This is a genomic window from Cupriavidus pampae (assembly GCF_914271485.1).
Lineage (GTDB): Bacteria > Pseudomonadota > Gammaproteobacteria > Burkholderiales > Burkholderiaceae > Cupriavidus > Cupriavidus pampae.
In genome coordinates, this window is sequence record NZ_CAJZAG010000002.1 from 649,210 (window position 1) to 673,651 (window position 24,442).

A 24,442-nucleotide genomic window follows, 5' to 3' on the forward strand; every position below is an offset into this window, starting at 1 on the left:
CCTAAAAAGTCACGTTTCCTGCACGCAAGGTTTGCAACAAAATGAAACCCCTGTCGGCTGAAAGCCGCTCCACGCAAGCGTTTGCGGGCGATGCCCCACTTTTTACAAAGACTGGCTCTTTCCGGTGCCGACTGTATGCGACCGTAACGCGGCATGGCTGAGTAGCGCCTGCCGTGCCTACAATGAACGCGGCGCCACTTCGGAAATGTCGGCGCCCCCTCCCATCCGCCATCATCAGGAGTCGTCATGCAGACACGGCAGTCGATTCGGTCCGCGAAGTTTCGATCCACCCTTCTTGCGGGCCTGCTCCCCACTTTGATGCTAGGCGTTAGCGCGCCCGCGCTGGCGTACTTCGACAACTACCTTTCCGGCAGCATCATCGGTACGTTGAATCAGAAGGAAGCTGCCGCGCTGCAGCAAGTCGTGCGCAAGGCGCTGGTGGACACCGCGGACGATACGGCGGTGGAATGGCACTACCCGGCGACGGGGCGGCGGCAGGCGATCGACGGCACGATCACGCCGGTGCAGAGCAAGACCGACAAGGGTCAGTCCTGCCGCCGGCTCAAGTCCGATCTCAAGCGCGGCAGCGCGAGCGAAGCGTGGTCGGGCTGGTTCTGCAAGCAGTCGAACGGCCAGTGGAAGGCGCGTCAGGTCTCGAACTGAGGGTTGGGATCAACTGAAGGGGCTCAACTGAAGGCGCTCAACCTCGGACTCGACCGAAGACGCTCAGCGACAGAGCCTGGCGACCAGTTCGCCGGCGATGGTGCCGGACTGCGCGCGCTGCGGCGTGCCGAGCTGCGGCGAGTGGATCGTATAGATGGACTCGCCGCGGGCAAAGCGCTTGCTATATAGCGTCTGCTCGACCACTGCATACATCGAATTGGCGCAGTTCAGCACCATGCGCTTGAGCGACGAGCGAATGGTCTCGCCGTTGGTGGTGCGAATGACGCCAGCTGGTGAATTGCGCACCACGATCACGCCTACTTCGGTGCCACGACGGCGCACGGCGGTCTGGTCGAAATAGGACACCATGCCGCTGGTGCCGAGCAATGGCAGCCAGCGCTGTGGGTCCGGTGGCGCGGCTTCGATCGCGGCAGTGGCAGGCGCGGGCACGGCATTGGGGGCTTCCATGCCGTCATCGGCATGGGCCGCGACGGAGAAGCCGGTGGCCGCGACAGCTAACGTGGCGAGCGCGGCAAATCGAATAGCAGGACGAACAAAGCGAGACATGGGGGCTGCCCTCGTGCGGACGGGAGAAAAAGCAGGGCCCGATTGTCGCACACGCATGCAGGGGCTCAGCCCCCTGCGATGCGTATTGTTTCAATTTTATGGCGCGTCGGGTTGAGACTCGCGCCACGCGACGAGGTCCGCGATGGTCAGCACGGGCAGCCCATGCTGTTGCGCGAAGACCAGTGCCTCCGGCCGGCGCGCCATGGTGCCGTCCGGATTCATCAGCTCGCACAGCACCGCGGCCGGGGACAGCCCCGCCAGGCGCGCGAGGTCGACCGAACCCTCGGTATGACCACGGCGCGCGAGCACGCCGCCATCGCGCGCCACCAGCGGAAACACGTGGCCGGGGCTGACGATCGCATCGGCCGGGCCCGCCAGTGCCGCGCGAATCGTGGTGATGCGATCTACCGCGCTGACGCCGGTGGTCACGCCTTCGCGCGCTTCGATCGAGACCGTGAACGCGGTGCCGTACTGGCTGCGATTGTTCTCGACCATCGGACGCAGGCCGAGCTCGCGCACGCGTTCGGTCGTCAGGCACAGGCACACGATGCCGCTGCACTCGCGAATCATCATCGCCATGTTGGCCGGTGTGAGTTGCTCGGCGGCGAGGATCAGATCGGCTTCGTTCTCGCGATCGTCATCGTCGAGCAGCACTACGGGACGACCTTCGCGCATGACGTCGAGTGCCTGCGCGATGCGTTCGGCGAGGGAATCGATAACGGGGGTGGTAACGGAAACTGCGGTGTCTGCTGCAAGAGTCAGCATTGAAACGCTCCATATAGATAACGGACTGTGGGCGTTTCAGGGGAGGACAGGCGGCCGCGCGCGATGCAATGCGATGCAACATATACGCGCGCGAAAACACGCGCGCGGTCGCCCACGCGAGGTTGCCCCATCTTCTCTCATCCGGACTATGACCGTCGGCTCTGGCTTCTCACCAGATCTGCTGACCCCGCATTCGCATGCGGGCGCTCGCGGGCTCACCGCCGCGCCATGGAATGGCTGCTGCGACATACCGCCGGTGGGGACTTGCACCCCGCCCTGAAGACGTAATGTGCCGCCACGAAGTCACCAGCAAGTTAACAGCAAGGTAAGCCGCGGCGGCGCTGCGATGTTAACACGACCGCGCCGGACGCGTAGGCGGCCCAGCCGATTTGCGCGACCCACGTCACACGCGGGTGGTATGCTTGGCCTTCTTCTTCAATACCCGCACGCGCAAGGGCGTGCACCCTGATGGAAATTGCCATACTGCTGGCGCTGATTCTTCTCAACGGATTGTTCGCGATGTCGGAGATCGCGCTCGTTACCGCGCGCAAGGCGCGGCTGCAACGGGCGATCGAAGATGGCGACCGTGGCGCGATTGCCGCGGTCAAGCTCGGCGAGGATCCCACGCGCTTCCTCTCCACCGTCCAGATCGGCATTACGTCGATCGGCGTGCTCAACGGCGTGGTCGGCGAATCGACGCTGGCGGCACCGCTTGGCGTGTGGCTGCAACAGTTCGGTCTTACTCCCACTACAGCGGGCTATATCGCGACCGCGATCGTGGTGGCGGCCCTGACCTATTTCTCGATCGTGCTCGGCGAGCTGGTGCCCAAGCGGCTCGGGCAGATGGCGCCCGAAACCATCGCGCGGATGGTCGCGCGCCCGATCTCGTTTCTTTCAGTCGCTTCGAAACCGTTCGTCAAGCTGTTGTCCGGTTCCACGCTGCTGGTGCTGCGTCTGCTCGGCGTGAAATCGGACCGCGGCCCCCTGGTGACCGAGGAGGAAATCCACGCGTTGCTGGTGGAAGGCTCCGAGGCCGGCGTGATCGAACACCATGAACACACGATGGTGCGCAATGTGTTCCGGCTGGACGATCGCCAGATCGCATCGCTGATGGTGCCGCGCGGCGACGTCATCGCGCTCGACGTCGACGCCAGCGAGGATGAAAACCTGCGCCGCATCGAGGAGTCCGACCACTCGCGCTTTCCGGTGGTGCGTGGCGGCATGCACGACATCCTTGGCGTGGTGAGCGCGCGCCAGCTGCTGGCGCGCCGGTTGCGCGGCGAAAAGGCGGAGCTCACGGCGGTACTGCAGGCCGCGGTATTCGTGCCCGAGAGCGTTACCGGCATGGAGCTGCTCGAGAACTTCCGCTCGTCGGGTGGTCAGATGGCGTTCGTCATCGACGAGTACGGCGAGGTGCTTGGTCTCGTGACGCTGCAGGATCTGGTCGAAGCCATCACCGGCGAGTTCAAGACCGAGACCGCCGGCGAGGAATGGGCGGTGCAGCGCGACGACGGCTCGTGGCTGCTCGATGGCCTGATTCCGGTGCCCGAACTCAAGGATCGCACCGGCATCCGCGTCGTGCCCGAGGAAGACAAGGAGCGTTACCACACGCTGTCGGGCATGCTCTTGCTGCTGCTCGGCCGCCTGCCGCAGACCGCGGATACCGTGGAGTGGGACGGCTGGAAGTTCGAAATCATCGACATGGACGGCAAGCGCATCGACAAGGTGCTGGCTTCGCGCGTCCCGCCCGAGGACGGCCCCGAGGCCGAAACCACTGGCTGAGCGGGCGGGTTGATCGGACGGACTGAGCGGACGGACTGAGCGGACGGACTGAACGTCCCGATTTCACGGGGAGGGGAAAACCTCGCCCTCCCCCATTACTGCATGCATCGTCCCCGGGTCAATACGACCAACGGTAGGACATTCCCGCTGATTGACGAGAAACAACAGCAAGCGGCGGCGAACGCACGTCAATTGACACGCTTCCGCTTGTTCCGTCACGCCCTGCCGTATGATGCGGCCTGCAGCAATCTAGCTGTCGCCGCATCACCACGCACCATGCAGCCCGCCGCCTTTATCGCCGCGCTCGACGCGCATCGCGCCGCCGTCGGTACCGCGCATCCGCTCGCGGTGCTCGTCATCCGCCTCGACCGCTTTCAGAACGTCTGCGAGACGATTGGCCTCGAACGGGCGCAGCGGTTACGTGCCTGCGTCGAGGCGCGCGTGGCGGGCGTCGCCTCGATGCCGGCCGCGATGCTCTGGCTCGGCCCCGCCGATCTCGGCGCCGCCTGCGTGCTGTCCGATGCTAACGACGCTAACGACGCCGCGCCGGATGCGACCGCGATCAGCGGCAGCATCGCCGCCGCGCTTGGCCGGCCGTTCGTGATCGACGGCTATGAACTGTTCCTGTCCTGCAGCATCGGCACGGCGCTCGACCATCCGGAGAGCGCGACCGAGCGCAACCTGCAACTGGCATTCGACGCCATGCTGCAGGTCTATCGCCGCGGCGGCGACGGCATCGGCAATGCGACCACACCGTCGGCGCCACGCCTGGCCGCCCTGCTGGCGGCCCTGCCCGAGGCGATGGCGCGTGGCGAGCTCAGTCTGCAATTGCAACCGCGCGCGATGTTCGGGACTGCCGAGGTGTCCGGGTACACGGTGCGTTCGCGCTGGCAACATGCGCTGTTCGGCCGCGTGGCGCCGCAGGACTTTCTTCCCGTTGCCGAGGCGCTCGGCATGATGCACGAGATGGGCCGCTGGCTGCTGCAGACCCTGCTGCCGCTGTTGAGCGCGACCGAGGCTGTGGCGCCGGTCCAGTTCACGTTACTGGCATCGAGCGCGCAACTGCATGGCAACGAGACCGTGGACCTGCTGCGCCGCAGTGTGGAAGCGTTCAACGTGCCACGCGGACGCCTTTGCATCGAGGTCCCCGCGGACATGGTGCCCGACGACCCGATGGCCGCGCGCAAGGCCGCGCTGTTGCGCGAGTTCGGCGTGCACGTGGCGCTCGGGGACTTCACCAACACACCTGCGGCGCTGCGCGCGCTGGAACGGCTGCGGCCTGATGCCGTCACGCTCGATGCCAGACACGTGGGACCCACGGCGCACGGCAACGCGGAGGATGCGGAGTCGCTGCGCGCGGCCTGCGCACTGGCCCGTCAGTCGGGCGCGGTGGTGTGGGCCAAGGGGGTGGAGACGCGCAGGCAGCTCGAGCTCGTGCGTGACTGGGGTTGCCACGGCATGCAGGGTTATCTGCTGGCGCAGCCGTTTCCCGCGCACTGGCTTGCGCAGACGCATGGCGCGATTGCCGCGCGCGCGCGGCAGTTGCTCGGGCCCGCCGGAAGCTGAGTTGGACGCGTGTCAGAGGAACTCGCACACGCGTGTCAGACGTTGTCCAATTTACATGCGGGCATCCATCGTCCATCGTTACGGTCAGGGCAGCCGGTAATTTCTGCCCGGCGCACACTATCCCGTTTAAAGGAGTCGGACGATGAAAAAAGCATGGATCCTTGGCCTGATGGTTGCCACGCTCCTGGCCGGTTGCAATACGATGGCCGGTGTTGGGCAGGATGTACAGAAGGGTGGCCAGAAACTCGAGAACTCGGCTGAGAAGGCGAAGTAAGTCGCGAAGTAAATCGCGAAGTAAATCGTCAAGTAAGGCGTTGAGGTAACACGCAACGACGCTTCAAAGCAGCAACGCTTCAAAGAAAAACGGGCGCCCGACGGCGCCCGTTTTTCGTTTCCACGCTTCCGGCTTTACGCCTTCAGCTTCGCCGCTTCCTGCGCGAGGCTACGGATGCGCGCCCAGTCCTTGCCCGCCACCGCATCCTTCGGCACCACCCACGAGCCCCCTACGCACACCACATTGGGCAACGCCAGATAGGTCGGTGCCTTGGCCGCATCGATGCCGCCAGTCGGGCAGAACTTCAGCTGCGCGAGCGGGCCGTATAGCGACTTCAGCATCGGCACGCCGCCTGCGGCTTCGGCCGGAAAGAACTTCAGGAACGTGAACCCGTTCTCGAGCGCGAACATGGCTTCGCTCGCGGTGGCCACGCCCGGCAGCAGCGACACGCCGGCATCGCGCGCGCCATCGGCGAGCGTCTGCGTCAGGCCCGGCGAGACCGCGAACTGCGCGCCGGCATCGCGTACCGCATGCAGTTGCCCGGCGTTCAGCACCGTGCCCGCGCCGACCACGGCCTGCGGCAGCGCCTTGGCCACCGCGCGAATGGCCTCGAGCGCGACGGGCGTACGCAGCGTGATCTCGAGCCACGGCAGGCCGCCGCTGACCAGTGCCTCGCTGACGTGCAGGGCCTCCTCCACCGAGTGGTACTCGAGCACCGGGATGACCGGCACGTTGGAGAGGCGTTCAAGCAGGGAAGTCGAAGGAGTTGTCATGGCATTAAACGTTGGTGTCGGGCCGGATATGGCCCGACATGAAGATCAGGCAATCACGGAAACCGATTGTTCCAGGCGCGCGAGCACCGCTTCGGCCCGCGGGATCGGCGCGACCGCGCCATAGCCCGTGGTGGACAGCGCTGCGGCCACATTGGCGTAGCGCGCGGCTTCGAACGGATCGACGCCGGCCGCCAGCCGCGCGATAAAGCTGCCGCCGAAGCAGTCGCCGGCACCGGTGGCATCCAGTGGCTGTACCGGAAACGGCGGCACCAGCGTGCGCGCTTCGGGCGTGGCCACATAGCTGCCCTCCTCGCCGAGCTTGAGCGCGATCAGGCCGATGCCGCAGCCCAGCAGGTAGTCGACGATCGCATCGCGGTCGTCGAGACCGGTGAGCACGGTGATGTCATCCCAGCTCGGCAGGCAGATATCGGTCAGCCCGAACGCCTCGCGCATGATGCCGCGCGCGCGGGCCAGCGACCACAGCCGCAGGCGCAGGTTGGTATCGAGCGAGACCTGCACGCCGGCTTTGCGCGCGTGCTCCATCGCGGCCAGCCCGGCATCGCACGCGCAGGTACTGATGGCCAGGCTGATGCCCGACACATGCAGGTAGCGCGCCTGGGCGATGGCCGCGAGCGGCAGTTGCTCGTGATGGTAGCGCGCGGCCGCGGAGCCTTCGCGCAGGTAATCGAAGCGATGGCCGTGGCTGTCGTGCGAGACGAAATACACGCCGGTGGGCGCGGAGGCGTGCACGCTCACATGGCGGGTGTCGACGCGCTCGCGCGTCCATAGCTCGCGCAGGCGTTCGCCAAAGCTGTCGGCCCCGACGGCGGTGATGTACCCCGCGCTGGCGCCCTGGCGCGCGGCCGCGATGCAGAAGTTGGAGGTGTCGCCGCCGAACCCCTGCAGGTAGCGCGCGGGATCGTCGGGCTGCTGGTTGAATTCGACCAGCGGTTCCCCGTAGGCAAGAATGTCGATGCTCATGTCGCCGTCGCTCCCTCAGAAGAAGGTCTGCACGATATCGATGACGCGGAACTGACGATCGAGCACCGGGATATGGCGCCACTTGTCGAAGGTCAGGCATGGATGCGAGATATCGAAGGCAATCATATCGCCGACTCGCAGGTCATCGCCAGCGCCAATCTCGAGATAGGCATGCTGATCCATCATGCCGGTGATCCGCCAATGCGCCGGGGTGTCCACCGGGGTCGGGCTGGCGCCCTGCGGGCGGTAGTGGCTGGCCGGAATGGGGAGGCCCGCGTCGAACGCGGCATCGCGCTTGCCTAGGCCGATGATCGCGCGGGTGGGCTCGGGAATCGATTGCACGTAGGCCCAGAGTTGCAGCGCGGGTAGCAGCCCTTCGCGCATTTTCTGTGCCACGGGATTGCCGGCGAGGATGCGGTCCTGCGCGGCGCGGTAGATGCCGACGTCGTGCGTGAGGTAACAGCCGGGGCGCAGCACCACCTCGATGGGGGCGCCAATGTTCGCCTGCGAGAACTCTTCGGCTACCACGTCGTACCACGCGGAACCGGCACCGGACAGGATCACGGGTTGACGGCCGAAGGCACCTGCCGTGGCCAGTTCGCGCGTGATCGACACGGTGCGGCGCAGGAACGCGCGGATGTCTGCTTCCTGCTGCAGCACGCCCTCGTAGACTTCCACGCCCGCGAGCGACAGCGCGCCGGGCCAGCGTTGCAGCGCGGCGAGTACCGCGGCCTGTTGCGCGGCGTCGCGCACGCCGGTGCGGCCACCGGTCACGCCGATTTCCAGCAGCACCTGCAGGGTCTGGCCGCGCTGACGGAAGAATGCGCCGAGCTGATCGACGAGCTCGGCCGAATCCACCAGCGTGAAAAATTCAAAGTCGGGGTCCTGCAGGAGGTCCGCCACGATTTCCATATTGCGGCGGCCCACGAGCTGGTTGGCCATCAGCACGCGCCTGACACCGTGCGCGTGCGCGGCGGCGGTCTGGTGCGCGGTGGCAAGCGTGATGCCCCAGGCGCCCTCGGCCAGCTGGCGCGCGAACAGCTTGGGCGCCATGGTGGTCTTGCCATGCGGCGCGAGGTGCACGTGGTATTCGCCCATGAAGCGGCGCATCCAGTCGAGATTGTGCGCCAGGCGATCTTCATAGAGCACCGCGGCGGGCAAGCTCAGATCTTCGTCGAGCAGCCGCCAGCCCACTTCCCTGGCCGCATCCGGCGCGAGCGGCGCCGCCAGACGGCCCATGGCCTTGTTCAACGGGTCGATCATGCCTCGGGCATTCTGCGCCTCGGGGTGCGCTTGATACTTTGTCTCATGCATCGTTGGAGAGCAGCTGTTGTAAGGGGCGTACAAACGCGGGTTGACGTAATAATAGCGGGAAATTACCATGCGCCACCGTTTGTTAGAAAGTAACACGCACTTGTCATGACCGCACCCTTCGACATCCTGACGCGCATCGCCGAGCGCGGCCCCGCCTTGCGGCTGGCCGAGCAAAAGGTGGCGCAGGTCATCCTCGAGGATGTGGCCGCGGCGGCGGCGGCGAGTATCAATGAGCTGGCCCGCAAAGCGGGCGTCAGTGAAGCCAGTGTGACGCGGCTGGCCAAGGCGCTCGGTTGCCGCGATGTGCGCGACCTCAAGCTGCGGCTGGCGCAGGCGACCGCGGTGGGATCACGCTTTCTGCCGAGTGGGGCGGCGCATGCAGGCGGCGCGCACGAACCGGCCGCGCCGGCCACGCTCGCCGATCGCATTCACGCGGACGCGGTGGCCGCGCTCGACGTCAATCGCAAGCTGATCGACCCCGAGCGTATCGAAGCCGCCGCGCGCCTGTTGCGCGATGCGCGCATGGTCTACGCTTTCGGCATGGGTGGCGGTTCGACGATGCTGGCCGACGAGGCTTGCCAGCGGCTCGCGCGGCTTGGGCATCCGGCCGCGAGCTATCACGATGCGCTGCTGCAGAAGATGATGGCCGCCACGCTCGTGCGCGATGACGTGGTGCTGGCGTTCTCAGCAAGCGGCAACGTGCCCGAGATGCTCGCCAGCTGCGAGATCGCGCGCGAATACGGCGCGAAGCTCATCGCCGTGACGGCACTCGGCTCGCCACTGGCCGCGTGCGCGGACGTGCTGCTGCCGGTGCGCACGCTCGAGACCGACTTTATCTTCATGCCTTCGGCATCGCGCTACGCGATGCTGTTCGTGCTCGACGTGCTGGCCACCCAGCTCGCGCTGCTGCGCCAGGACCAGAGCCAGGAACGTCTGCGCCGCATCAAGTATGTGCTGGACGACCATCGCGGCACGCATGCCGACAGTCGCCAGCCGCTGGGAGACTGACATGCCCCATCTGTTCGACACCCTGATTCGCTGCGTGCTGCTGCTAGACGGGTCCGGCGCGGCCGCGCGCATGGCCGACGTGGGCGTACGCGATGGGCGCATCGCACGCATCGCGTGGCTCGACGAGGACGCGCCGCTCGACCCCGGCAGCGCCGCGCATGTGGTCGAGGGCCATGGCCTGGCACTCGCCCCGGGCTTTATCGACGTGCACACGCACGACGACACCAACGTCGTGCGCGAACCGGCCATGACGCCAAAGCTGTCGCAGGGTGTGACCACCGTGATCGTCGGCAACTGCGGCATCAGCGCGGCCCCAGTCACGCTGGCCGGCGATCCGCCCGACCCGATGAACCTGCTCGGCCATGCCGACGCGTTCCGCTACCCCGATTTCCGCAGCTACGTGGCCGCCGTCAATGCCGCGCAACCGTCCGTCAATGTGGCCGCGCTGGTGGGCCACACCGCGCTGCGCAGCAATCATATGGATCGTTTCGACCGCGCCGCCAGCGCCGACGAAATCACGGCGATGCGCGCGCAGTTGCAGGAGGCGCTCGACGCCGGCGCGCTGGGCCTGTCCACCGGCCTCGCCTACGCCAACGCGTTCTCGGCCCCCACCGAGGAAGTGCTGGCACTGGCAGCACCGCTCGCCGACGCGGGCGGCCTCTACGCGACCCATCTGCGCAGCGAATTCGCCGAAATCCTCGAAGCGATGGACGAAGCGTTCCGCATCGGCCGCCATGCGCGCGTACCGGTGGTGATCTCGCATCTGAAATGCGCGGGCGTGGCCAACTGGGGCCGCAGCGGCGAAGTGCTCGACGCGCTCGAGCATGCGCAACGCTGGCAGCAGGTGGGCTGCGACTGCTATCCCTACGCGGCCAGCTCGTCGACGCTGGACCTCAAGCAGGTGACCGGGGATTTCGACATCCTGGTCACGTGGTCCGAACCGGAGCCCGCGATGGGCGGCCGCCTGCTGGCCGATATCGCCAATGAATGGGGCGTGGATCTGCACACCGCGGCGCGGCGTCTGCAACCGGCGGGCGCGGTGTATCACGGCATGGAAGAGGCCGATGTCGACCGCATCCTGCGCCATCCGGCCACGGTGATCGGCTCCGACGGCCTGCCCAACGATCCGCTGCCGCATCCGCGCCTGTGGGGCGCGTTTCCGCGCGTGCTCGGCCACTACGCGCGCGATCGCGAACTGTTTCCGCTCGCGGTGGCCGTCAACAAGATGACTGGCCTGTCCGCCGAGCGTTTCGGCCTGGCCGAACGCGGCTTTGTACGCGAAGGCTACTGGGCCGACCTCGTGCTGTTCGACCCCGCCACGATCCGCGACGCGGCCACGTTCACCGAACCGGTGGCGCCGGCTGAAGGCATCGCGGCGGTGTGGGTCAACGGCGAACTCTCATGGCAGCAGCGCGCGCCCACGGGCCTGCGCGCGGGCCGCTTTATTCCGCGTGCGCCTGCGGCGCGCGCATAGACACCCTACTTCTTCACGGAATATTCATGGACATCAAACGATACGGCGTGGAAGGCGGCACCGGCAGCGGTGGCTCGCACATGCCTTTCTCCCGCGCGGTCAGCGCCGATGGCTGGCTCTATGTCTCGGGCCAGGTCCCGATGGTCGATGGCGAGGTCATCGATGGCGGCATCGTGCCGCAGACCCATCAGGCCATCCGCAACGTGCTCGCGATCCTCACCGAGGCGGGCTACGGCCCCGAGCACATCGTGCGCTGTGGCGTATGGCTGGACGACGCGCGCGACTTCGCGTCGTTCAACAAGATCTTCAAAGAGTACTTCGGCGCCAACCCACCGGCCCGCGCCTGCGTGCAGTCGTCGATGGTGGTCGACTGCAAGGTCGAGATCGACTGCATCGCATTCAAGCGCTAAGACATCCCCCGTGCTTCACCGAGCCAATTCAACACACATCCGCAAAGGAGACAACATGGGCACCGTAACCGGAACCACGCTATTGATTTACGCGCTGATCGCGGTGATCGCGCTGGTGATCCTGATCGCCAAATTCAAGCTCAACCCGTTCATCACGCTCGTCGTGGTGTCGGTGCTGCTCGGCTTTGCCTCGGGCATGCCGATGGGCGATATCGTCAAGTCGTTCGAAGCCGGCGTGGGCGGCACACTGGGGCATATCGCACTGGTGATCGGGCTGGGCACGATGCTCGGCAAGATGATGGCGGAGTCCGGCGGTGCCGAGCGCGTGGCGCTCACGCTGATCGACTTCTTCGGAGAAAAGAACGTGCACTGGGCCATGGTGACCATCGCGTTCATCGTCGGTCTGCCTGTGTTCTTCGAAGTGGGCTTCGTGCTGCTGGTACCGATCGCGTTCAACGTGGCCAAGCGCACCGGCACGTCGATGGTGCTGGTCGGCATTCCGATGGTGGCGGGCCTGTCGGTGGTTCACGGCCTGATTCCGCCGCACCCGGCCGCGCTGCTCGCGGTGTCCGCCTACGGCGCCGATATGGGCCGCACGATCATGTACGCGCTGATCGTCGGCATTCCCACCGCGGCCATCGCCGGCCCGATGTTCGCGCGCCTGATGGACCGCTACGTCGACCTGCCCGCGATCAACCCGCTGGCCGAGCAACTGACCGAAGAAGCCAAAGAGAAGCACGAACTGCCGAGCTTCGGCATTACGGTGTTCACGATCCTGCTGCCGGTGATCCTGATGCTGATCGGCAGCTGGGCGGATCTGTTCACCACGCCCAAGACGTTTGCCAACGACTTCCTGAAGTGGATCGGTAACTCGGTGATGGCGCTGCTGATCGGCACGCTCGTGAGCTTCTTCACGTTCGGCAAGGCCCGTGGCTTCAACCGCGAGACCATCCTGAAGTTCACCAACGAGTGCGTGGCGCCGACGGCAATCATCACGCTGGTGGTGGGCGCGGGTGGTGGCTTTGGCCGCGTGCTGCGCGACTCGGGCATCTCGAACGCGATCGTCGATGTGGCCACCAGCGCCCACGTGTCGGTGCTCGTGCTTGGCTGGCTGGTGGCGGTGATGATCCGCATTGCCACGGGTTCCGCCACGGTGGCGATGACCACGGCGGCCGGCATCGTGGCGCCGATCGCGGCAAGCATTCCGGGCACGCGTCCGGAACTGCTGGTGCTGACCACCGGCGCCGGCTCGCTGATCCTGTCGCATGTGAACGACGCGGGCTTCTGGCTGGTCAAGGAGTACTTCAACATGACCGTCGCGCAGACCTTCAAGACCTGGTCGGTCGCGGAGACCTTGATCTCCGTGGTCGCGTTGTTGTTGACGCTGGGACTGGCGACGATCGTCTGATCGCCGCCATCCGCGAACACGGTCGCTGTGGCTTAACCCGTCACGGCGACCTTGCTGCGCCAGCGGTACGGCGTATCGCCCACGAAGCGGCGGAACACCGTGGTGAAGTGCGCCTGCGAGCGGAAGCCGCAACGCAGCGCCACATCCAGCACACTCCCCTTGTCGTCGCGCAGCAGATCCTGCGCATGCTCGATCCGGCGGCGCAGCAGGTACTCATGCGGGCGCAGGCCCGTGGCCAGACGGAATTGCGCGGCAAAGTGCATGCGCGTCAGGCCGGCGCTCTCCGCGATATCGGCCAGGCCGATCGCTTCGGACAGATGCGCATCGATGTACTCCACCACGCGGCGCAGACGCCAGGCCGGCAGGCCCGACACATGACGCGATTGCGTCGCCACCCGGTTGAAGTGATTGCTGACCAGCCGCGAGACAATCGCCAGGCTCACGCTATCGATGAACAACCGGCCAAGGCTCGGGTCCTGCGTATGCGCCATCGCCAGCGCCTGGCCCAGGCGCTCCATCGTCGTATCGGTAATCAGGCGCGGGTCCGACAGCACGATGTCGCCGTTATGCGCGCGGCCGAACAGGTCCTGATGGCAATCCGCGAGCACGCCCTGCGGCACGAACAGGTGCAGCACGTCGCTGGCCGACTCGAACGTGGCGTTGACCGACACGCGCGGTGCCGTGATCTGTACCGCGCCCGCCGCCACGCGGCCCTGCACGATCAGGCGGCCCGCCGACTGGAACGTGCAATTGAGGCTGCGCAGGCTCAGGCCGATACAGTGATGCGCGTCGAAGCCGTCGTGACTGACCTCGAGCGGACCGGCGTCGGGACGAATCCAGCGTGCCACAGGGACATGCCGGGAGCGCACAGCCGTCGCGTCCAGCCCCGACGAATGCTCACGCCAGGTGACCTCTTCCCCAATCGGGGATTCGGAGAATGCGGGACGTACGGGGGTGGAGAGATCAGGGCTGATATCGGTGCTAAAGGCGGTCGTTCCAGTCATGTCAAACACCTGCTGTCGTGGGGTTGGCAAGGCAGTGCATCCATGCACTGCCAACATGCCATCCAAGGTATATCAGCCGCTTGCCAACAACCAGACAGACATCCGTTTACGCACGCCGTGATTAAGTTTGTAGACCTTATACCTTTGTATAGGGTCACGCCCGGTTTTTGCCGAATTGCCCGACCCCACCCTATCCCTCCACGCCGCGCCAGCCCAAATGCGACCGGGCCCGCGGGCCGCCTCGATGCATGGCGGCTGCGGGCCCGGTCGTCGGTGAGCCTGGGCTGGGCGTCAGTGACGGACGTCGTTGGCGGGTGCCACGCCGAGCGCTTCGGCCTTCAGCACGAGGTCCGCGAGCGAGCGCGCAGCCATCTTGCGCATGGCCTGGCCACGATGCAGCTTGACCGTGATCTCGCTGAGGCTCATCTCCGAAGCGATCTGCTTGTTCATGAGCCCGCGCGTGACCAGCGCCATCACCTCGCGCTCGCGTGGCGTGAGCGAGTCGTATCGCCGTCGCAACTCCGATAGCGAGCGATCGGAATTGCGTCGCTCCTCGTCGCGCGCGAGCGCATCGGCCACCGCGTCCAGCATGTCCTGGTCGCGAAACGGCTTGGCCAGGAAATCGGTCGCGCCAGCCTTCATGGCTTTCACCGACATCGCGATATCGCCGTGCGCGGTCATGAAGATGATCGGGATGGGTACCCGCTCTTCCATGATCTGCTGTTGCACAGCAAGCCCGCTCTGCCCTTTCAGGCGAACGTCGAGTATGAGGCAGCTGGGCGCATCCTCAAGTTCCTGCTCCAGGAACTCCGCGGCCGTGGCAAACACCTCGACGCGAAATCCCACGGACCGCAGCAGCATGCGCACCGCGTTGCGCATGGATTCGTCGTCATCGACGACGTAGACGATCGCGCTCCCCGCGGCACCGTCCGTCCCGTGACTCATTGGAGTACCTCCTCATGCAACGGAAGTTCCACCCGTAGCGTCGCACCTCTCTCCGGAGGCGATTCGGCCCATATTCTTCCTCCATGGGCTTCGACGATCGAGCGGCAGATAGACAACCCCATTCCCATGCCGTCCTTTTTTGTGGAATAAAACGCGTTGAACAGCTTGTCCGCATCGGCCGGTGGAAATCCGCAACCGGCATCCCGTACCGTGATCGCCGCGTAGCGCACCCCCTGCACGCGCTCCGTGACGACCCACAAATCCCTGCGGCGATCGCGGATCGACGCCATCGCCTGCACCGCGTTCACCAACAGGTTGATCAACACCTGATGGAGCTGTACGCGGTCTCCCGACACGTAGAGTGCCGTCGGCGCGAGCCGGATGTCCGGCTCCACGCGGTTGGCCTGGAATTCTCGCCGCACCAGGCTGGCGGCCTCTGTCACCAACACGTTCAGATCCAGGCGTTCGTACACCGGATCCCGTTTTTTCGCCATCGAACGGATCTGATGAATGATGTCCGTCGCGCGCCGCGCATCCCTTACCATCTGCCCGATCGACAGCTGCGCCTCCGCGATATCGGGCGGCTCGCGGTCGAGCCAGCGCACCGCCGAGTCGCCACAGGTCACGATCGCGGCCAGCGGCTGGCTGACTTCATGCGCAATCGAGGCGGCCAACTCGCCGAGTGTTGTGACGCGCGTCACGTGCGCGAGTTCCGCCTGCGAACGCTGTAACGCTTCCTGAGTGACAGCCGCATCGGTGACGTCCATCAGCGCGCCCACATACTCCGGAAGCAGCGGCGCGGCGTTGCTTCGCCGCGCCACGAAGTGTACATAGCGAATACCGCCGTCCGGCATCAGCAGGCGGTGTTCGAGATCGATATAGGGTCTGCCCTCGCGCAACATCTGGCGCGCGGCGCTGACCCGGGCGAGGTCGTCCGGGTGCGTGCGCGCGGCAATTAATTCCGGCGAGGGTGTGACATCGCGATCGTAACCGAGAATCCGATAGGCTTCAGGGGACCACGTCATCTCCGAATAGGGTGGCTGCAGCGCCATGCTGCCGGTCTTGCTGAGCCGCTGGGCCTCGGAGAGGAACGCCTCGCTGCGGGCGAGCGCGGCTTCGGCGCGCTTGCGGTCGGTAATATCGTTGCTGGTGGCGACAATGGCGACCGGATTGCCGCGCGCGTCGCGCCACAATGCCCAGCGGCTCGAGATCGTCAGCAGCTGGCCATCCTTGCGCACGCGCTGCACTTCGCCGTCCCAGTGGCCGCTGCGCAACAGCTCGTCGTGGATATGCTCGATCGGAATCGGGAACGTGGTGCGCGTGAGCGCGTGAATCGACTGCCCGACGGCCTCCGCCGCGCTCCAGCCATAGACTTCATGCGCGCCCCGGTTCCAGAACGTGATGATGTCGTCCATGTCGTGCACGACAATCGCGTCGTGCGTCAGGTTGAGCATCTGGATCTGCTCGCGCAGGCGCGCGGTATTGCCAAGTCCGCGCAGCGCGAGCAGCGTGGCCGTGCTATTGGCCAGCAGGCTGACGAAGCAGCGCGCGAGCGGCGCGGCGCCGGCCGCGGTCATGTAACCGGGGGGCGTGGAGATCAGATAGCCGAGCACCGTCAGCACCGCGCAGATCGCGCTCGCGGTGATGGTGGCCTTGCGCGAGCCGGTGGAGGCCACCAGCAGCACGACAACGACGTAGAGCACCGCAATCGCGATGTCCAGGGGAGTCAATGCGTCGACCAGGAAAATGGCCAACGCTAAGACCCCGGCGATGATCGACAGCATACGGGAGTTGGGATGCATGGGGGAGCCGATTATCCGGCGTGGCAATCCGCTCCCGCTGCCACGGTGCCGCGGACATACAAACCTCTAGACGACAGATTGCGTCGCGATGATGTGCGCCGCGATTGTGCCACGGCGGACGCGCGTGACAAACCTCAGGGCAAATTCGCAACTACCGTGCGACGGCTAGCCCGCGTTGAGTGCTACGCGCTCCAGGCAGGCTTTGACCGAGGCACCATCCACGGGTTTGGGCAACACCGACATCGCGCCGCTGTCGAGCGCCTGCCGCCGCACTGCGTCGGTGCAGTAGGCAGTGATGAAGATGACCGGCACCGAATAATGGCGCTCGGTCAATGTGCGCTGCATTTCCAGCCCGGTCATGCCAGGCATCTGGAAATCCGTGATGACACAGTCCGCTTCGCCGATCCTGCCCGAGTCGAGGAACGCGCGGGCCGAATCGTACGGACGCACCTCCCAACCCAGAGAACGGACCAGCCTGGACGTCGCCAGGCGAACGGATTCGTCATCATCGACGATTGCAACTATCAGCGTGTTCTGCAAGCGAGTACCCCAGCCTCGTGAGCATGCGGCGGTCTGCAACCCGATCGTCGCAGCACCCGTGGGCCCAATGGTGGGCCCCTATGCGGACCCGTTTGTGGACGAGATCATAGGGGCGGGCCTTCGCACGGATAACTATATGTTCGTATAGGCGAGCGAAGGATGACCCCACGCCCGTGTCCGTGCGATTTGCAGAAAACGTGATCGACTACGCAACGTCGACGGACGCATTGTCTGCCAATGCGAAGAAAAGCGAAACCCTGCGAACGCGACAAAATGCCGCAGCGCGGCATGGACGGAATTGGGGTCTTGCCGGCCACCGCGCGGCCGATCGGTTTGCGGTCCGCGTCGATCTCTTTTCATCGCCGCGCTGTGCTTGTGCATCGGGGCGCCCATACGCCCGGATAGGCCGCCGAGACCTATGCGCGGTCCTGGCGTCCGCATGGATGGCTGCGCACGCGTCGCGCGCTCCCTAGGATTCAGGCACGACTGCGGTGCATCCGGGGCGGCGCCACGGTCGGGACGCTTGATTCATCGCCCCTCGACAAGGGTTCTGGCTGGGGAGCAGACCACGAGCCCATTGACTCTCTGCGGAGTTCGACATGACGCATCGCATCACTCGCCTTACGCTGGCCACCCTGCTTGCCGGCGCTGCCTCACTCGCCAACGCTGCCGCCTCGGAGCCGCGCACCAGCGCGTCGGCTGGCGACCGCTATGGTTACACGTTTCATAATGGTCCCCGGGACCCGTACACCGAAGGGGCGCGCGGTCGTGGCGACATGGACGGTTACGGCTCGATCAGCCGCATGACCGACTGGTCGCCGGATGGCTCGAGTCATACGGCGGCCCTGCCGTTCGATCAGCAACTGGCCGGGATGGACCGGACCGGGGTTTCGGCGCCGCCGGACCAGGATGGAAAGCGCGCGGCCGGTTAAGGCCGCAATAAAGACTGCGGCGGCCGGCTCAGCCGGCTCCCTCTCCCGGGCCCCTATACCTAGATATAGGGGCCCGCGGCATCTGCTTCTGGAAATCGAGCTTTCCACCGCACAAAAGTTTGTCCTAAGCTCTTTCCTGTCATACCCGTCGTGTCACACCCCGCCAGGCAGGGGATCCGGGCGAACGCGGTCGACGTTCCGTCGGATGGTTGTTCCTTTTGCAGTCGCGGGCTCAAAAGCAAACAAAACCTCCGGAGACATCACACATGGGCTACCTTCCCAGGCTCTTGCCATTGGCCGCCGTCTCGCTGGCCGCTGCCATCATGGTCACCCCCGCCATCGGGGCCGACAACAATCTCGGCAAGCTGCAGCAGTTCAAGCCGACCGGCACGCCCACCCCCGAAAGCGTGCCGCAGACCGGCACCAAGGCCGACGCGCTGCGCGAGAACCTCAAGCAGATCAAGCTGCCGCAGGGTTTCAAGATCGAGCTCTATGCGATCGTGCCCGACGCCCGCCATATGGCCGTGGAACCGTCGACCGGCGTGGTGTTCGCCGGCACGCGCAAGAATCGCGTGTGGCAGATCACGGACCGCACCAAGCGGCGCGTGGCCGATGACGTGGTGGCGTTTGCCACCTCGATCGCGTTCAAGGTGCCCAACGGCGTCTGCTTCTCCCCCAATGGCGTGCTGTACGTGGCCGAGCAGAACCGCGTGCTGGCCTTCCCCGCCGCGCAGTTCTTCGGCGAAGGTGGCCCGGACGTGGCCGCTGGCATCGTCGTGCCGCAGGGCAAGCTGATCCCGACCGAGTTCGAAAGCTTCAATCACGGTGCGCGCACCTGCCGCATCGGGCCGGACAACAAGCTCTACATCACGCTGGGCCAGCCGTGGAACGTGCCACCCAAGGACAAGCTGGCCGCGCTCGACAAGAACGGGCTCGCCGGCATCGTCCGCATGGACCAGGACGGGAAGAATCGCGAGGTCTACGCGTTGGGCGTGCGCAATTCGGTCGGCATGGACTTCAATCCGGCGGACAAGACGCTGTGGTTCACCGATAACCAGGTGGACGGGATGGGCGACGACCAGCCCCCGGGCGAACTGAATCGCGCCACCAAGGCCGGCCAGAACTTCGGCTTCCCGTGGTACGGCGGCGGCAAGGTCCGCACGGTCGAGTACAAGGACGCCAAGGTGCCCGCGGGCGTGGTGTTCCCTGAAGTCGAGTATGCCGCCCACGCGGCCGACCTCGGCATGATGTTCTACACGGGCAGCATGTTCCCGGCCAAGTACAAGGGCGGCGTGTTCGCGGCGGAGCACGGTTCGTGGAACCGCAGCAAGCCGATCGGAGCGCGCATCATGTATACGGCGGTCAAGCCCGACGGCACTGCGGGCGAGACCGAGGTCTTTGCCGAGGGTTGGCTTACGCCCAACGGCGAATACATGGGTCGCCCGGTCGACGTGCAGGCGTTGCAGGACGGCTCGTTGCTGGTCTCCGACGATTACGCCGGGGCGATTTATCGCATTTCCTACTCGGGGGCCAAATGACGGCAGTGTCTGGGACGATGGCGCATTTATCCATGTCGGTATCCACGCTGGTCGCCACGGCAGGTCTTGCGCTCGTGCTGACCGTGGCGCCGGCGCGGGCCGCCGACGCGCAGGCCGGCCGCGCCAAGGCCGTGCAATGCCAGGCATGCCACGGACTGGACGGCATGTCCAAGCTGCCGGAGGCGCCGAACCTCGCCGGGCAGAACGAGCAGTACCTGATCAAGTCACTGAAGGACTACCGCTCGGGCAAGCGCAAGGACGAGATGATGTCGATGATGGCAAAGCCGTTGACCGATGCCGACATCGCCAACCTCGCCGCGTTCTATCACGGCCTCAAGCCTCAGTAGCAATAAACCGGACGACCCTTGCGGGTCGTCCGGCCCCTTAGGACACCGTCACCACGCCAGCCCGCGTATTAAAGGCGGGATCGTGAAGTCCGATGTGTCGCGGCAAGTCATGCGATACATGCAGGGTTCTCCTTTCTGAGTCCAAGGTTCACATTGCGTGTCCCTCACGCAATCATCGCCACGATGCGGCGACAAGGCTATTCTTCGCATTGACCTTCCCAGCGTATATGGGACGTTTCTCAAAATGTCCTAGCCTAACTCAGAAATTTCCGACTCCCTCCTGACTCTTTCATGACTGAACTCACGCGGACGTTCAACCGGCTTCGGTCCCGATTGCAGGGCATCGCCTACCGCATGCTGGGCTCGGTCGCCGAGGCCGAGGACGCCGTGCAGGATGCCTGGCTGCGGTGGCACGGTGCCAACCGTGAAGAGGTCGAGAACCCGGAGGCATGGCTGGTGGCCGTGACCACGCGCATCGCGATCGACCGTCTGCGCGCGGCCAAGCTGCAGCGCGAACATTACGCGGGTATCTGGCTGCCGGAACCGCTGCTCGATGCCTCCCCACCGACGCCCGAAGAGCTGCACGAGCGCGCGGACGACCTCTCGGTGGCGTTCCTCAAGGTGCTGGAGCGACTGACACCCGAGGCGCGCGCGGCGTTCCTGCTGCGCGAGGTATTCGATGTCGATTACGCCGAGGTGGCCGCCATTGTCGGCAAGAGCGAAGCGGCGTGCCGCCAGCTCGTGAGCCGCGCCCGCGCGCAGGTGCGCGACGGGCAGCCACGCTTTGCGGTGCCGCGCGAGATGCATCGCAAGCTACTGCAGGCGTTTGCGCACGCGATGGAGCGCGGAGACTTCACCACGCTCAGCGGCATGCTGGCCGCGGACGCCGAACTGATCGGCGATGGCGGCGGCAAGGTGCAGAGTTTCCCGGAGCCGCTCACCGGCGGGCGCCGTATCGCGCAACTGTTTTATGCCGGTTACCGGCGCTTTGGGGACACCGCGCGCGTGGAACTCGTGCAGCTCAACGGCACATGGGCGTTGCTGCGATTCGTCGATGACCGGCTGGAGTCGGCGCAGGCATACGAGACCGACGGCGAACGCATCGTGCGCATTCTCGTGCAGCGCAACCCGGACAAGCTCGCGCGCATCGCCGCAGCACGCGGGGTAGCACTGGCCTCCTGAGCCCGGCGGCGCGGGTTGACATGCACGATTGGTGTTCGTCGATCAACAATATGAGGCCTTCCACGTGCCTACCGGAGCGCGCATTCGCTCCCTAAGATTCCTTCTGAGCGGCGGCCTTCGGCCGCTACGGCACCCCGGCCCTCCCGCCGGGACCCTTACCCTCAGATCTCCAGGAGTCATCGTGACGCAACGCCTCAACTACATCGAGCAGTCCCCCGAATTGTTCAAGAAGTTTGCCGAGTTCAGTGTGGCACTCGGCAAGATCTCCAAGATCGAGGGTTCGATCCAGCACCTGATCGAGGTGCGTGCCTCGCAGCTCAATGGCTGCGCGTTCTGCCTCGATATGCACGTCAAACAGTCCAAGATCCACGGCGAGCGCGAACTGCGCCTGTACCACGTGGCCATCTGGCGCGAGTCCACGCTGTTCGCGCCGCGCGAACGCGCCGCCCTCGCCTGGACCGAAGCGCTGACGCAGATTCCCCCTCACGGCGTGCCCGACGACGTGTATGAACGCGTGCGCACCCAGTTCTCCGAGCAGGAACTCGTGGAACTGACCTACCACGTGATGTCCATCAACGCCTGGAACCGCATCAACGTCGCATTCCAGACCGTGCCGGGCTCGCAGGACAAGATGTTTGGGCTGGGCAAGGCCAACCTGGAGTAAAGCCATGACCAAGACACGATTCGGCTTGCGGCAGTTGGGCATGTTGCTGTGCCTGGCCGGCGCGCTCGTGGTGGCGCGCCCGGCGCCCGCCGCGGGCATCGAGCACGATGGCGTGACCGTCACGCCGGTGATGACGCAGGAGCTGCCCGATTATCCCGGCAAGGAAGCCGTGATGATCACGGTGGAATACGCGCCCGGCGCCGCCGATCCGGTGCATCGCCACGACGCGCACGGTTTTATCTACGTGCTCGAAGGGTCGATCATCATGGGTGTCAAGGGCGGCAAGGAAGTCACGCTGCTGCCGGGCCAGACGTTCCATGAAGGTCCCAAGGACATTCATACTGTGGGCCGCAATGCCAGCAAGACCAAGCCCGCGAAGTTCCTGGTGCTGCTGCTCAAGGAAAAGGGCGCGCCGATCCTGACGCCGGTGAAGTAACGGCTTCGACCGGTTGGTCCGGTCAGCAGGGACGAAGGTTTCGAGTGCCGCTGTCACAAACGGCGGCCCTCGCTCGTCTATGGGGGTATGGATACCCTTGCCCGCCCCCCTGCTTCCGCTCGGGACGAACCCGCCACCGAGGCGGCGTCCAGCCCCGCCCCCAACCGCTCCTCCGTCGTCACACTATCCGACCCGCGTCAGGACCCGCTGGCAACCAGCTTTGCCACGAGTTATGCGGGCGTGGTCGCGTTCCTTGCCGTGGTCAGCGAGGGCAGCTTTGCACGGGCCGGCGATCGGCTTGGTATCGGCCGCTCCGCGGTCAGCCGGAATGTGCAGAAGCTCGAGGCGCAACTTGGCGCACGACTGTTTGTACGCACCACGCGCAGCACCTCGCTGACGCGCGAGGGCGAGCTGTTTTACGAGAACTGCAGCCCAGGCATGGAACGCATTTCACAGGCGATCGAGGAGATGCACGAGTTGCGGAGTGGCCCGCCGCGCGGACATCTGCGCGTTCGCGCGAGCACCGGCTTTGGGCGACGCGTGATTGCACCGCTGCTGGCCGACTTTTACACGCGCTATCCGGACATCTCGCTCGAGTTTCAGCTCGATGACCGGCCCGCGGACTTTACGAGCGATCGGGTCGACGTGGCGTTTCGCGACGGTCGCATGGAGGACAGTCAGGTCATCGCCAAGCAGCTGATTCCGATGCAACTGGTCACGTGCGCGTCGCCTGCCTATGCGCGCGCGCATGGCTTGCCAGTGGACCTGGACGAATTGAGCGCGCATCGCTGCATCAATTACCGTGGCGCCAACGGGCGCGTCAGCGAATGGGAGTTTCGGGTCGCGGGCCAGCCACGGGTGCTGACACCGGAGTCGCGACAGACGTTCAACGATGCCGAGCTTGTGCTGCAGGCGGTGCTCGGTGGACACGGGATTGCGCAACTGGCGGCGTATCAGGTCTGCGAACTGTTGCGCGAGGGGCGGCTGGTGGCCTGTCTTGGGTGCTATGCGCCGAGCGATCATGGGCACTATGTCTGCTATCTGAGCCGCAGGCAGTTGCCGGCGCGGATTCGTGTATTCATCGACGAGATGACCGAGCGGACGCGGGCGTTGGACCTGACGCTGCCGTTTCCGCTCTAGATCAGCGCACTGACACACGCCATTGGTGCGTAAACGGCAACACGCTGCGTCCGCTGACGTCGCTTCCGGCTGGCATGCGCGCTGGCTAACATGGGGCATTTCCACCGTTGGGGGAGTACGCCATGAAACTAGTCGTCGTTGGAGGCACCGGCCTGATCGGTAGCAAGGTTGTGGCGCTGCTGCGCGCACGTGGCCATGATGCAGTGCCCGCATCGCCAGGATCGGGCGTCAACACCCTTACGGGCGAAGGGCTGGCGCAGGCGCTGGCCGGGGCGGACGTCGTGGTTGACGTGGCCAATTCCCCATCGTTCGAAGACAAGGCCGTGCTCGAGTTCTTCGAGACGTCGGGCCGCAATCTGCTGGCTGCCGAAAAGGAAGCCGGCGTGAAGCACCATGTCGCGCTGTCGGTCGTCGGCACCGACAAGCTTGCGGAGAGCGGTTACTTCCGCGCCAAGATCGCGCAGGAGGCGCTGATCCGCAAAGGCGGTGTGCCTTACACCATCGTTCAGGCCACGCAGTTTTTCGAGTTTCTCGGCGCGATTGCGCAGGCAGGCGCGCAAGGCGACACGGTGCATCTGTCATCCGCATTCATTCAGCCGATCGCTTCGGATGACGTGGCCGAAGCCGTGGCCGACGCCGCACTGGCCGCGCCCATCAATGGCGTGGTCGAGACCGCGGGACCGGACCGTCTGCGCATGTCGGACCTGATGACGCGCTATTTCGCGCTGACCCACGACACGCGCAAGATCGTCAGCGACCCCGCGGCGGGCTATTTCGGCGCGAAGCTCGCCGACGACACGCTGGTGCCGGCGGGACAGGCGCGGCTCGGCAAGATCGACCTCGAGACGTGGCTGGCGAAATCGCAGACGAAGCGTTAGCCCCGGGGTTAGCCCACCGTTAGCCCGCTGTCATCCCCCAAGAGAGCGC

The 24,442-nt window shown here is 65.5% G+C and carries 25 protein-coding genes and 1 riboswitch; of the genes, 16 read left to right on the forward strand and 9 right to left on the reverse strand.

Going from position 1 to position 24,442, the window contains the following annotated elements; genetic code table 11:
- Positions 1–318 precede the first annotated feature (318 nt).
- Entirely contained in the window at positions 319–663 is a 345-nt protein-coding gene (locus LDO41_RS07130; RefSeq protein ID WP_223984304.1) for an RT0821/Lpp0805 family surface protein, read from the forward strand.
- 63 nt (positions 664–726) lie between these two features.
- On the opposite strand, the gene LDO41_RS07135 is transcribed toward LDO41_RS07130, so the two are convergent.
- Together LDO41_RS07135 and ribB are read right to left on the reverse strand one after the other, a co-directional pair.
- Positions 727–1,230 (reverse strand): surface-adhesin E family protein, encoded by a 504-nt coding sequence (locus LDO41_RS07135; RefSeq protein ID WP_223983762.1) that lies wholly within the window; start codon positions 1,228–1,230, stop codon positions 727–729.
- A gap of 96 nt (positions 1,231–1,326) precedes the next feature.
- Entirely contained in the window at positions 1,327–1,995 is a 669-nt protein-coding gene (ribB, locus tag LDO41_RS07140) for a 3,4-dihydroxy-2-butanone-4-phosphate synthase (protein ID WP_223983778.1), read from the reverse strand.
- Positions 1,996–2,120: 125 nt separating this feature from the next.
- Positions 2,121–2,283, reverse strand: a riboswitch (FMN riboswitch).
- A 180-nt stretch (positions 2,284–2,463) separates the two neighbouring features.
- On the opposite strand from ribB, the gene LDO41_RS07145 reads away from it, so the two are divergent.
- From LDO41_RS07145 to LDO41_RS07155, 3 genes are all read left to right on the forward strand, one after another.
- Complete coding sequence (locus tag LDO41_RS07145) at positions 2,464–3,777, forward strand: hemolysin family protein (RefSeq protein WP_223983780.1); 1,314 nt, start codon at positions 2,464–2,466, stop codon at positions 3,775–3,777.
- Between the two features lie 102 nt (positions 3,778–3,879).
- Positions 3,880–5,343, forward strand: coding sequence for a GGDEF domain-containing phosphodiesterase (locus LDO41_RS07150; RefSeq protein ID WP_223983782.1), 1,464 nt, complete (start codon positions 3,880–3,882; stop codon positions 5,341–5,343).
- A gap of 142 nt (positions 5,344–5,485) precedes the next feature.
- Entirely contained in the window at positions 5,486–5,617 is a 132-nt protein-coding gene (locus LDO41_RS07155; protein WP_223983785.1) for an entericidin A/B family lipoprotein, read from the forward strand.
- Between the two features lie 134 nt (positions 5,618–5,751).
- On the opposite strand, the gene LDO41_RS07160 is transcribed toward LDO41_RS07155, so the two are convergent.
- Genes LDO41_RS07160 through LDO41_RS07170 form a run of 3 tightly spaced genes read right to left on the reverse strand, consistent with a single transcriptional unit; the run spans position 5,752 to position 8,685 of the window.
- Positions 5,752–6,390 carry a bifunctional 4-hydroxy-2-oxoglutarate aldolase/2-dehydro-3-deoxy-phosphogluconate aldolase gene (locus tag LDO41_RS07160; RefSeq protein WP_223983794.1) on the reverse strand — a complete coding sequence of 213 codons (639 nt, stop codon included), beginning with the start codon at positions 6,388–6,390 and terminating at the stop codon, positions 5,752–5,754.
- Positions 6,391–6,435: 45 nt separating this feature from the next.
- On the reverse strand, positions 6,436–7,371 hold the full coding sequence (locus tag LDO41_RS07165) for a sugar kinase (protein WP_223983797.1): 936 nt from the start codon (positions 7,369–7,371) through the stop codon (positions 6,436–6,438).
- Positions 7,372–7,386: 15 nt separating this feature from the next.
- Positions 7,387–8,685, reverse strand: a complete 1,299-nt coding sequence (locus LDO41_RS07170) for an amino acid deaminase (RefSeq protein WP_223983800.1) — start codon at positions 8,683–8,685, stop codon at positions 7,387–7,389.
- 105 nt (positions 8,686–8,790) lie between these two features.
- Between LDO41_RS07170 and LDO41_RS07175 the strand changes: the two genes are divergently transcribed.
- The 4 genes from LDO41_RS07175 to LDO41_RS07190 are packed head-to-tail and all read left to right on the forward strand — an operon-like array spanning position 8,791 to position 12,985.
- The gene (locus LDO41_RS07175; protein WP_223983803.1) at positions 8,791–9,693 is read left to right on the forward strand and encodes a MurR/RpiR family transcriptional regulator; all 903 of its coding nucleotides are present in this window, start codon (positions 8,791–8,793) and stop codon (positions 9,691–9,693) included.
- 1 nt (position 9,694) lies between these two features.
- On the forward strand, positions 9,695–11,167 hold the full coding sequence (locus LDO41_RS07180) for an N-acyl-D-amino-acid deacylase family protein (RefSeq protein WP_223983805.1): 1,473 nt from the start codon (positions 9,695–9,697) through the stop codon (positions 11,165–11,167).
- Between the two features lie 26 nt (positions 11,168–11,193).
- Positions 11,194–11,577 (forward strand): RidA family protein, encoded by a 384-nt coding sequence (locus LDO41_RS07185; protein WP_223983807.1) that lies wholly within the window; start codon positions 11,194–11,196, stop codon positions 11,575–11,577.
- Between the two features lie 55 nt (positions 11,578–11,632).
- Positions 11,633–12,985 carry a GntP family permease gene (locus tag LDO41_RS07190; protein ID WP_223983816.1) on the forward strand — a complete coding sequence of 451 codons (1,353 nt, stop codon included), beginning with the start codon at positions 11,633–11,635 and terminating at the stop codon, positions 12,983–12,985.
- A gap of 32 nt (positions 12,986–13,017) precedes the next feature.
- On the opposite strand, the gene LDO41_RS07195 is transcribed toward LDO41_RS07190, so the two are convergent.
- From LDO41_RS07195 to LDO41_RS07210, 4 genes are all read right to left on the reverse strand, one after another.
- Positions 13,018–13,989: a helix-turn-helix domain-containing protein gene (locus LDO41_RS07195; protein ID WP_223983818.1), complete on the reverse strand. Its 972-nt coding sequence runs from the start codon at positions 13,987–13,989 to the stop codon at positions 13,018–13,020.
- 291 nt (positions 13,990–14,280) lie between these two features.
- On the reverse strand, positions 14,281–14,934 hold the full coding sequence (locus tag LDO41_RS07200; RefSeq protein WP_223983821.1) for a response regulator transcription factor: 654 nt from the start codon (positions 14,932–14,934) through the stop codon (positions 14,281–14,283).
- Positions 14,931–16,736 carry a PAS domain-containing sensor histidine kinase gene (locus LDO41_RS07205; RefSeq protein WP_223983824.1) on the reverse strand — a complete coding sequence of 602 codons (1,806 nt, stop codon included), beginning with the start codon at positions 16,734–16,736 and terminating at the stop codon, positions 14,931–14,933. Before LDO41_RS07205 ends, LDO41_RS07200 begins: the two co-directional genes overlap by 4 nt.
- Before the next feature lie 165 nt (positions 16,737–16,901).
- Positions 16,902–17,276: a response regulator transcription factor gene (locus LDO41_RS07210; RefSeq protein ID WP_223983827.1), complete on the reverse strand. Its 375-nt coding sequence runs from the start codon at positions 17,274–17,276 to the stop codon at positions 16,902–16,904.
- Between the two features lie 599 nt (positions 17,277–17,875).
- Here LDO41_RS07210 and LDO41_RS07215 point away from each other — a divergent pair.
- The 8 genes from LDO41_RS07215 (at position 17,876) to LDO41_RS07250 (ending at position 24,393) form a co-directional block, all read left to right on the forward strand.
- Positions 17,876–18,208: a hypothetical protein gene (locus LDO41_RS07215; RefSeq protein WP_223983830.1), complete on the forward strand. Its 333-nt coding sequence runs from the start codon at positions 17,876–17,878 to the stop codon at positions 18,206–18,208.
- Positions 18,209–18,531: 323 nt separating this feature from the next.
- Positions 18,532–19,746 (forward strand): PQQ-dependent sugar dehydrogenase, encoded by a 1,215-nt coding sequence (locus tag LDO41_RS07220; protein ID WP_377741441.1) that lies wholly within the window; start codon positions 18,532–18,534, stop codon positions 19,744–19,746.
- A gap of 32 nt (positions 19,747–19,778) precedes the next feature.
- Positions 19,779–20,093 carry a c-type cytochrome gene (locus LDO41_RS07225; RefSeq protein ID WP_223983836.1) on the forward strand — a complete coding sequence of 105 codons (315 nt, stop codon included), beginning with the start codon at positions 19,779–19,781 and terminating at the stop codon, positions 20,091–20,093.
- A 291-nt stretch (positions 20,094–20,384) separates the two neighbouring features.
- The gene (locus tag LDO41_RS07230; protein ID WP_223983839.1) at positions 20,385–21,275 is read left to right on the forward strand and encodes an RNA polymerase sigma-70 factor; all 891 of its coding nucleotides are present in this window, start codon (positions 20,385–20,387) and stop codon (positions 21,273–21,275) included.
- Between the two features lie 181 nt (positions 21,276–21,456).
- Positions 21,457–21,939 (forward strand): carboxymuconolactone decarboxylase family protein, encoded by a 483-nt coding sequence (locus tag LDO41_RS07235; protein ID WP_223983842.1) that lies wholly within the window; start codon positions 21,457–21,459, stop codon positions 21,937–21,939.
- A 4-nt stretch (positions 21,940–21,943) separates the two neighbouring features.
- A complete protein-coding gene (locus tag LDO41_RS07240) occupies positions 21,944–22,375 on the forward strand; it encodes a cupin domain-containing protein (protein WP_223983844.1) in 432 nt (143 codons plus the stop codon).
- A gap of 87 nt (positions 22,376–22,462) precedes the next feature.
- Positions 22,463–23,515 carry a LysR family transcriptional regulator gene (locus LDO41_RS07245; RefSeq protein WP_223983847.1) on the forward strand — a complete coding sequence of 351 codons (1,053 nt, stop codon included), beginning with the start codon at positions 22,463–22,465 and terminating at the stop codon, positions 23,513–23,515.
- 122 nt (positions 23,516–23,637) lie between these two features.
- Positions 23,638–24,393: an SDR family oxidoreductase gene (locus tag LDO41_RS07250; RefSeq protein ID WP_223983849.1), complete on the forward strand. Its 756-nt coding sequence runs from the start codon at positions 23,638–23,640 to the stop codon at positions 24,391–24,393.
- Positions 24,394–24,442: the final 49 nt, after the last annotated feature.

Excerpts from the sequence above, each read along its gene's own strand:
- LDO41_RS07155 (WP_223983785.1), top strand. The coding sequence starts at position 5,486 with ATGAAAAAAGCATGGATCCTTGGCCTGATGGTTGCCACGCTCCTGGCC.
- LDO41_RS07240 (WP_223983844.1), top strand. The coding sequence starts at position 21,944 with ATGACCAAGACACGATTCGGCTTGCGGCAGTTGGGCATGTTGCTGTGC.
- LDO41_RS07130 (WP_223984304.1), top strand. The coding sequence starts at position 319 with ATGCTAGGCGTTAGCGCGCCCGCGCTGGCGTACTTCGACAACTACCTT.
- LDO41_RS07165 (WP_223983797.1), bottom strand. The coding sequence starts at position 7,371 with ATGAGCATCGACATTCTTGCCTACGGGGAACCGCTGGTCGAATTCAAC.
- LDO41_RS07215 (WP_223983830.1), top strand. The coding sequence starts at position 17,876 with ATGACGCATCGCATCACTCGCCTTACGCTGGCCACCCTGCTTGCCGGC.
- LDO41_RS07200 (WP_223983821.1), bottom strand. The coding sequence starts at position 14,934 with ATGAGTCACGGGACGGACGGTGCCGCGGGGAGCGCGATCGTCTACGTC.
- LDO41_RS07180 (WP_223983805.1), top strand. The coding sequence starts at position 9,695 with ATGCCCCATCTGTTCGACACCCTGATTCGCTGCGTGCTGCTGCTAGAC.
- LDO41_RS07145 (WP_223983780.1), top strand. The coding sequence starts at position 2,464 with ATGGAAATTGCCATACTGCTGGCGCTGATTCTTCTCAACGGATTGTTC.
- LDO41_RS07205 (WP_223983824.1), bottom strand. The coding sequence starts at position 16,736 with ATGCATCCCAACTCCCGTATGCTGTCGATCATCGCCGGGGTCTTAGCG.
- LDO41_RS07150 (WP_223983782.1), top strand. The coding sequence starts at position 3,880 with ATGCATCGTCCCCGGGTCAATACGACCAACGGTAGGACATTCCCGCTG.
- LDO41_RS07250 (WP_223983849.1), top strand. The coding sequence starts at position 23,638 with ATGAAACTAGTCGTCGTTGGAGGCACCGGCCTGATCGGTAGCAAGGTT.
- LDO41_RS07230 (WP_223983839.1), top strand. The coding sequence starts at position 20,385 with ATGACTGAACTCACGCGGACGTTCAACCGGCTTCGGTCCCGATTGCAG.
- LDO41_RS07245 (WP_223983847.1), top strand. The coding sequence starts at position 22,463 with ATGGATACCCTTGCCCGCCCCCCTGCTTCCGCTCGGGACGAACCCGCC.
- LDO41_RS07170 (WP_223983800.1), bottom strand. The coding sequence starts at position 8,685 with ATGCATGAGACAAAGTATCAAGCGCACCCCGAGGCGCAGAATGCCCGA.
- LDO41_RS07225 (WP_223983836.1), top strand. The coding sequence starts at position 19,779 with ATGTCGGTATCCACGCTGGTCGCCACGGCAGGTCTTGCGCTCGTGCTG.
- ribB (WP_223983778.1), bottom strand. The coding sequence starts at position 1,995 with ATGCTGACTCTTGCAGCAGACACCGCAGTTTCCGTTACCACCCCCGTT.
- LDO41_RS07195 (WP_223983818.1), bottom strand. The coding sequence starts at position 13,989 with ATGACTGGAACGACCGCCTTTAGCACCGATATCAGCCCTGATCTCTCC.
- LDO41_RS07190 (WP_223983816.1), top strand. The coding sequence starts at position 11,633 with ATGGGCACCGTAACCGGAACCACGCTATTGATTTACGCGCTGATCGCG.
- LDO41_RS07220 (WP_377741441.1), top strand. The coding sequence starts at position 18,532 with ATGGTCACCCCCGCCATCGGGGCCGACAACAATCTCGGCAAGCTGCAG.
- LDO41_RS07175 (WP_223983803.1), top strand. The coding sequence starts at position 8,791 with ATGACCGCACCCTTCGACATCCTGACGCGCATCGCCGAGCGCGGCCCC.
- LDO41_RS07135 (WP_223983762.1), bottom strand. The coding sequence starts at position 1,230 with ATGTCTCGCTTTGTTCGTCCTGCTATTCGATTTGCCGCGCTCGCCACG.
- LDO41_RS07160 (WP_223983794.1), bottom strand. The coding sequence starts at position 6,390 with ATGACAACTCCTTCGACTTCCCTGCTTGAACGCCTCTCCAACGTGCCG.
- LDO41_RS07185 (WP_223983807.1), top strand. The coding sequence starts at position 11,194 with ATGGACATCAAACGATACGGCGTGGAAGGCGGCACCGGCAGCGGTGGC.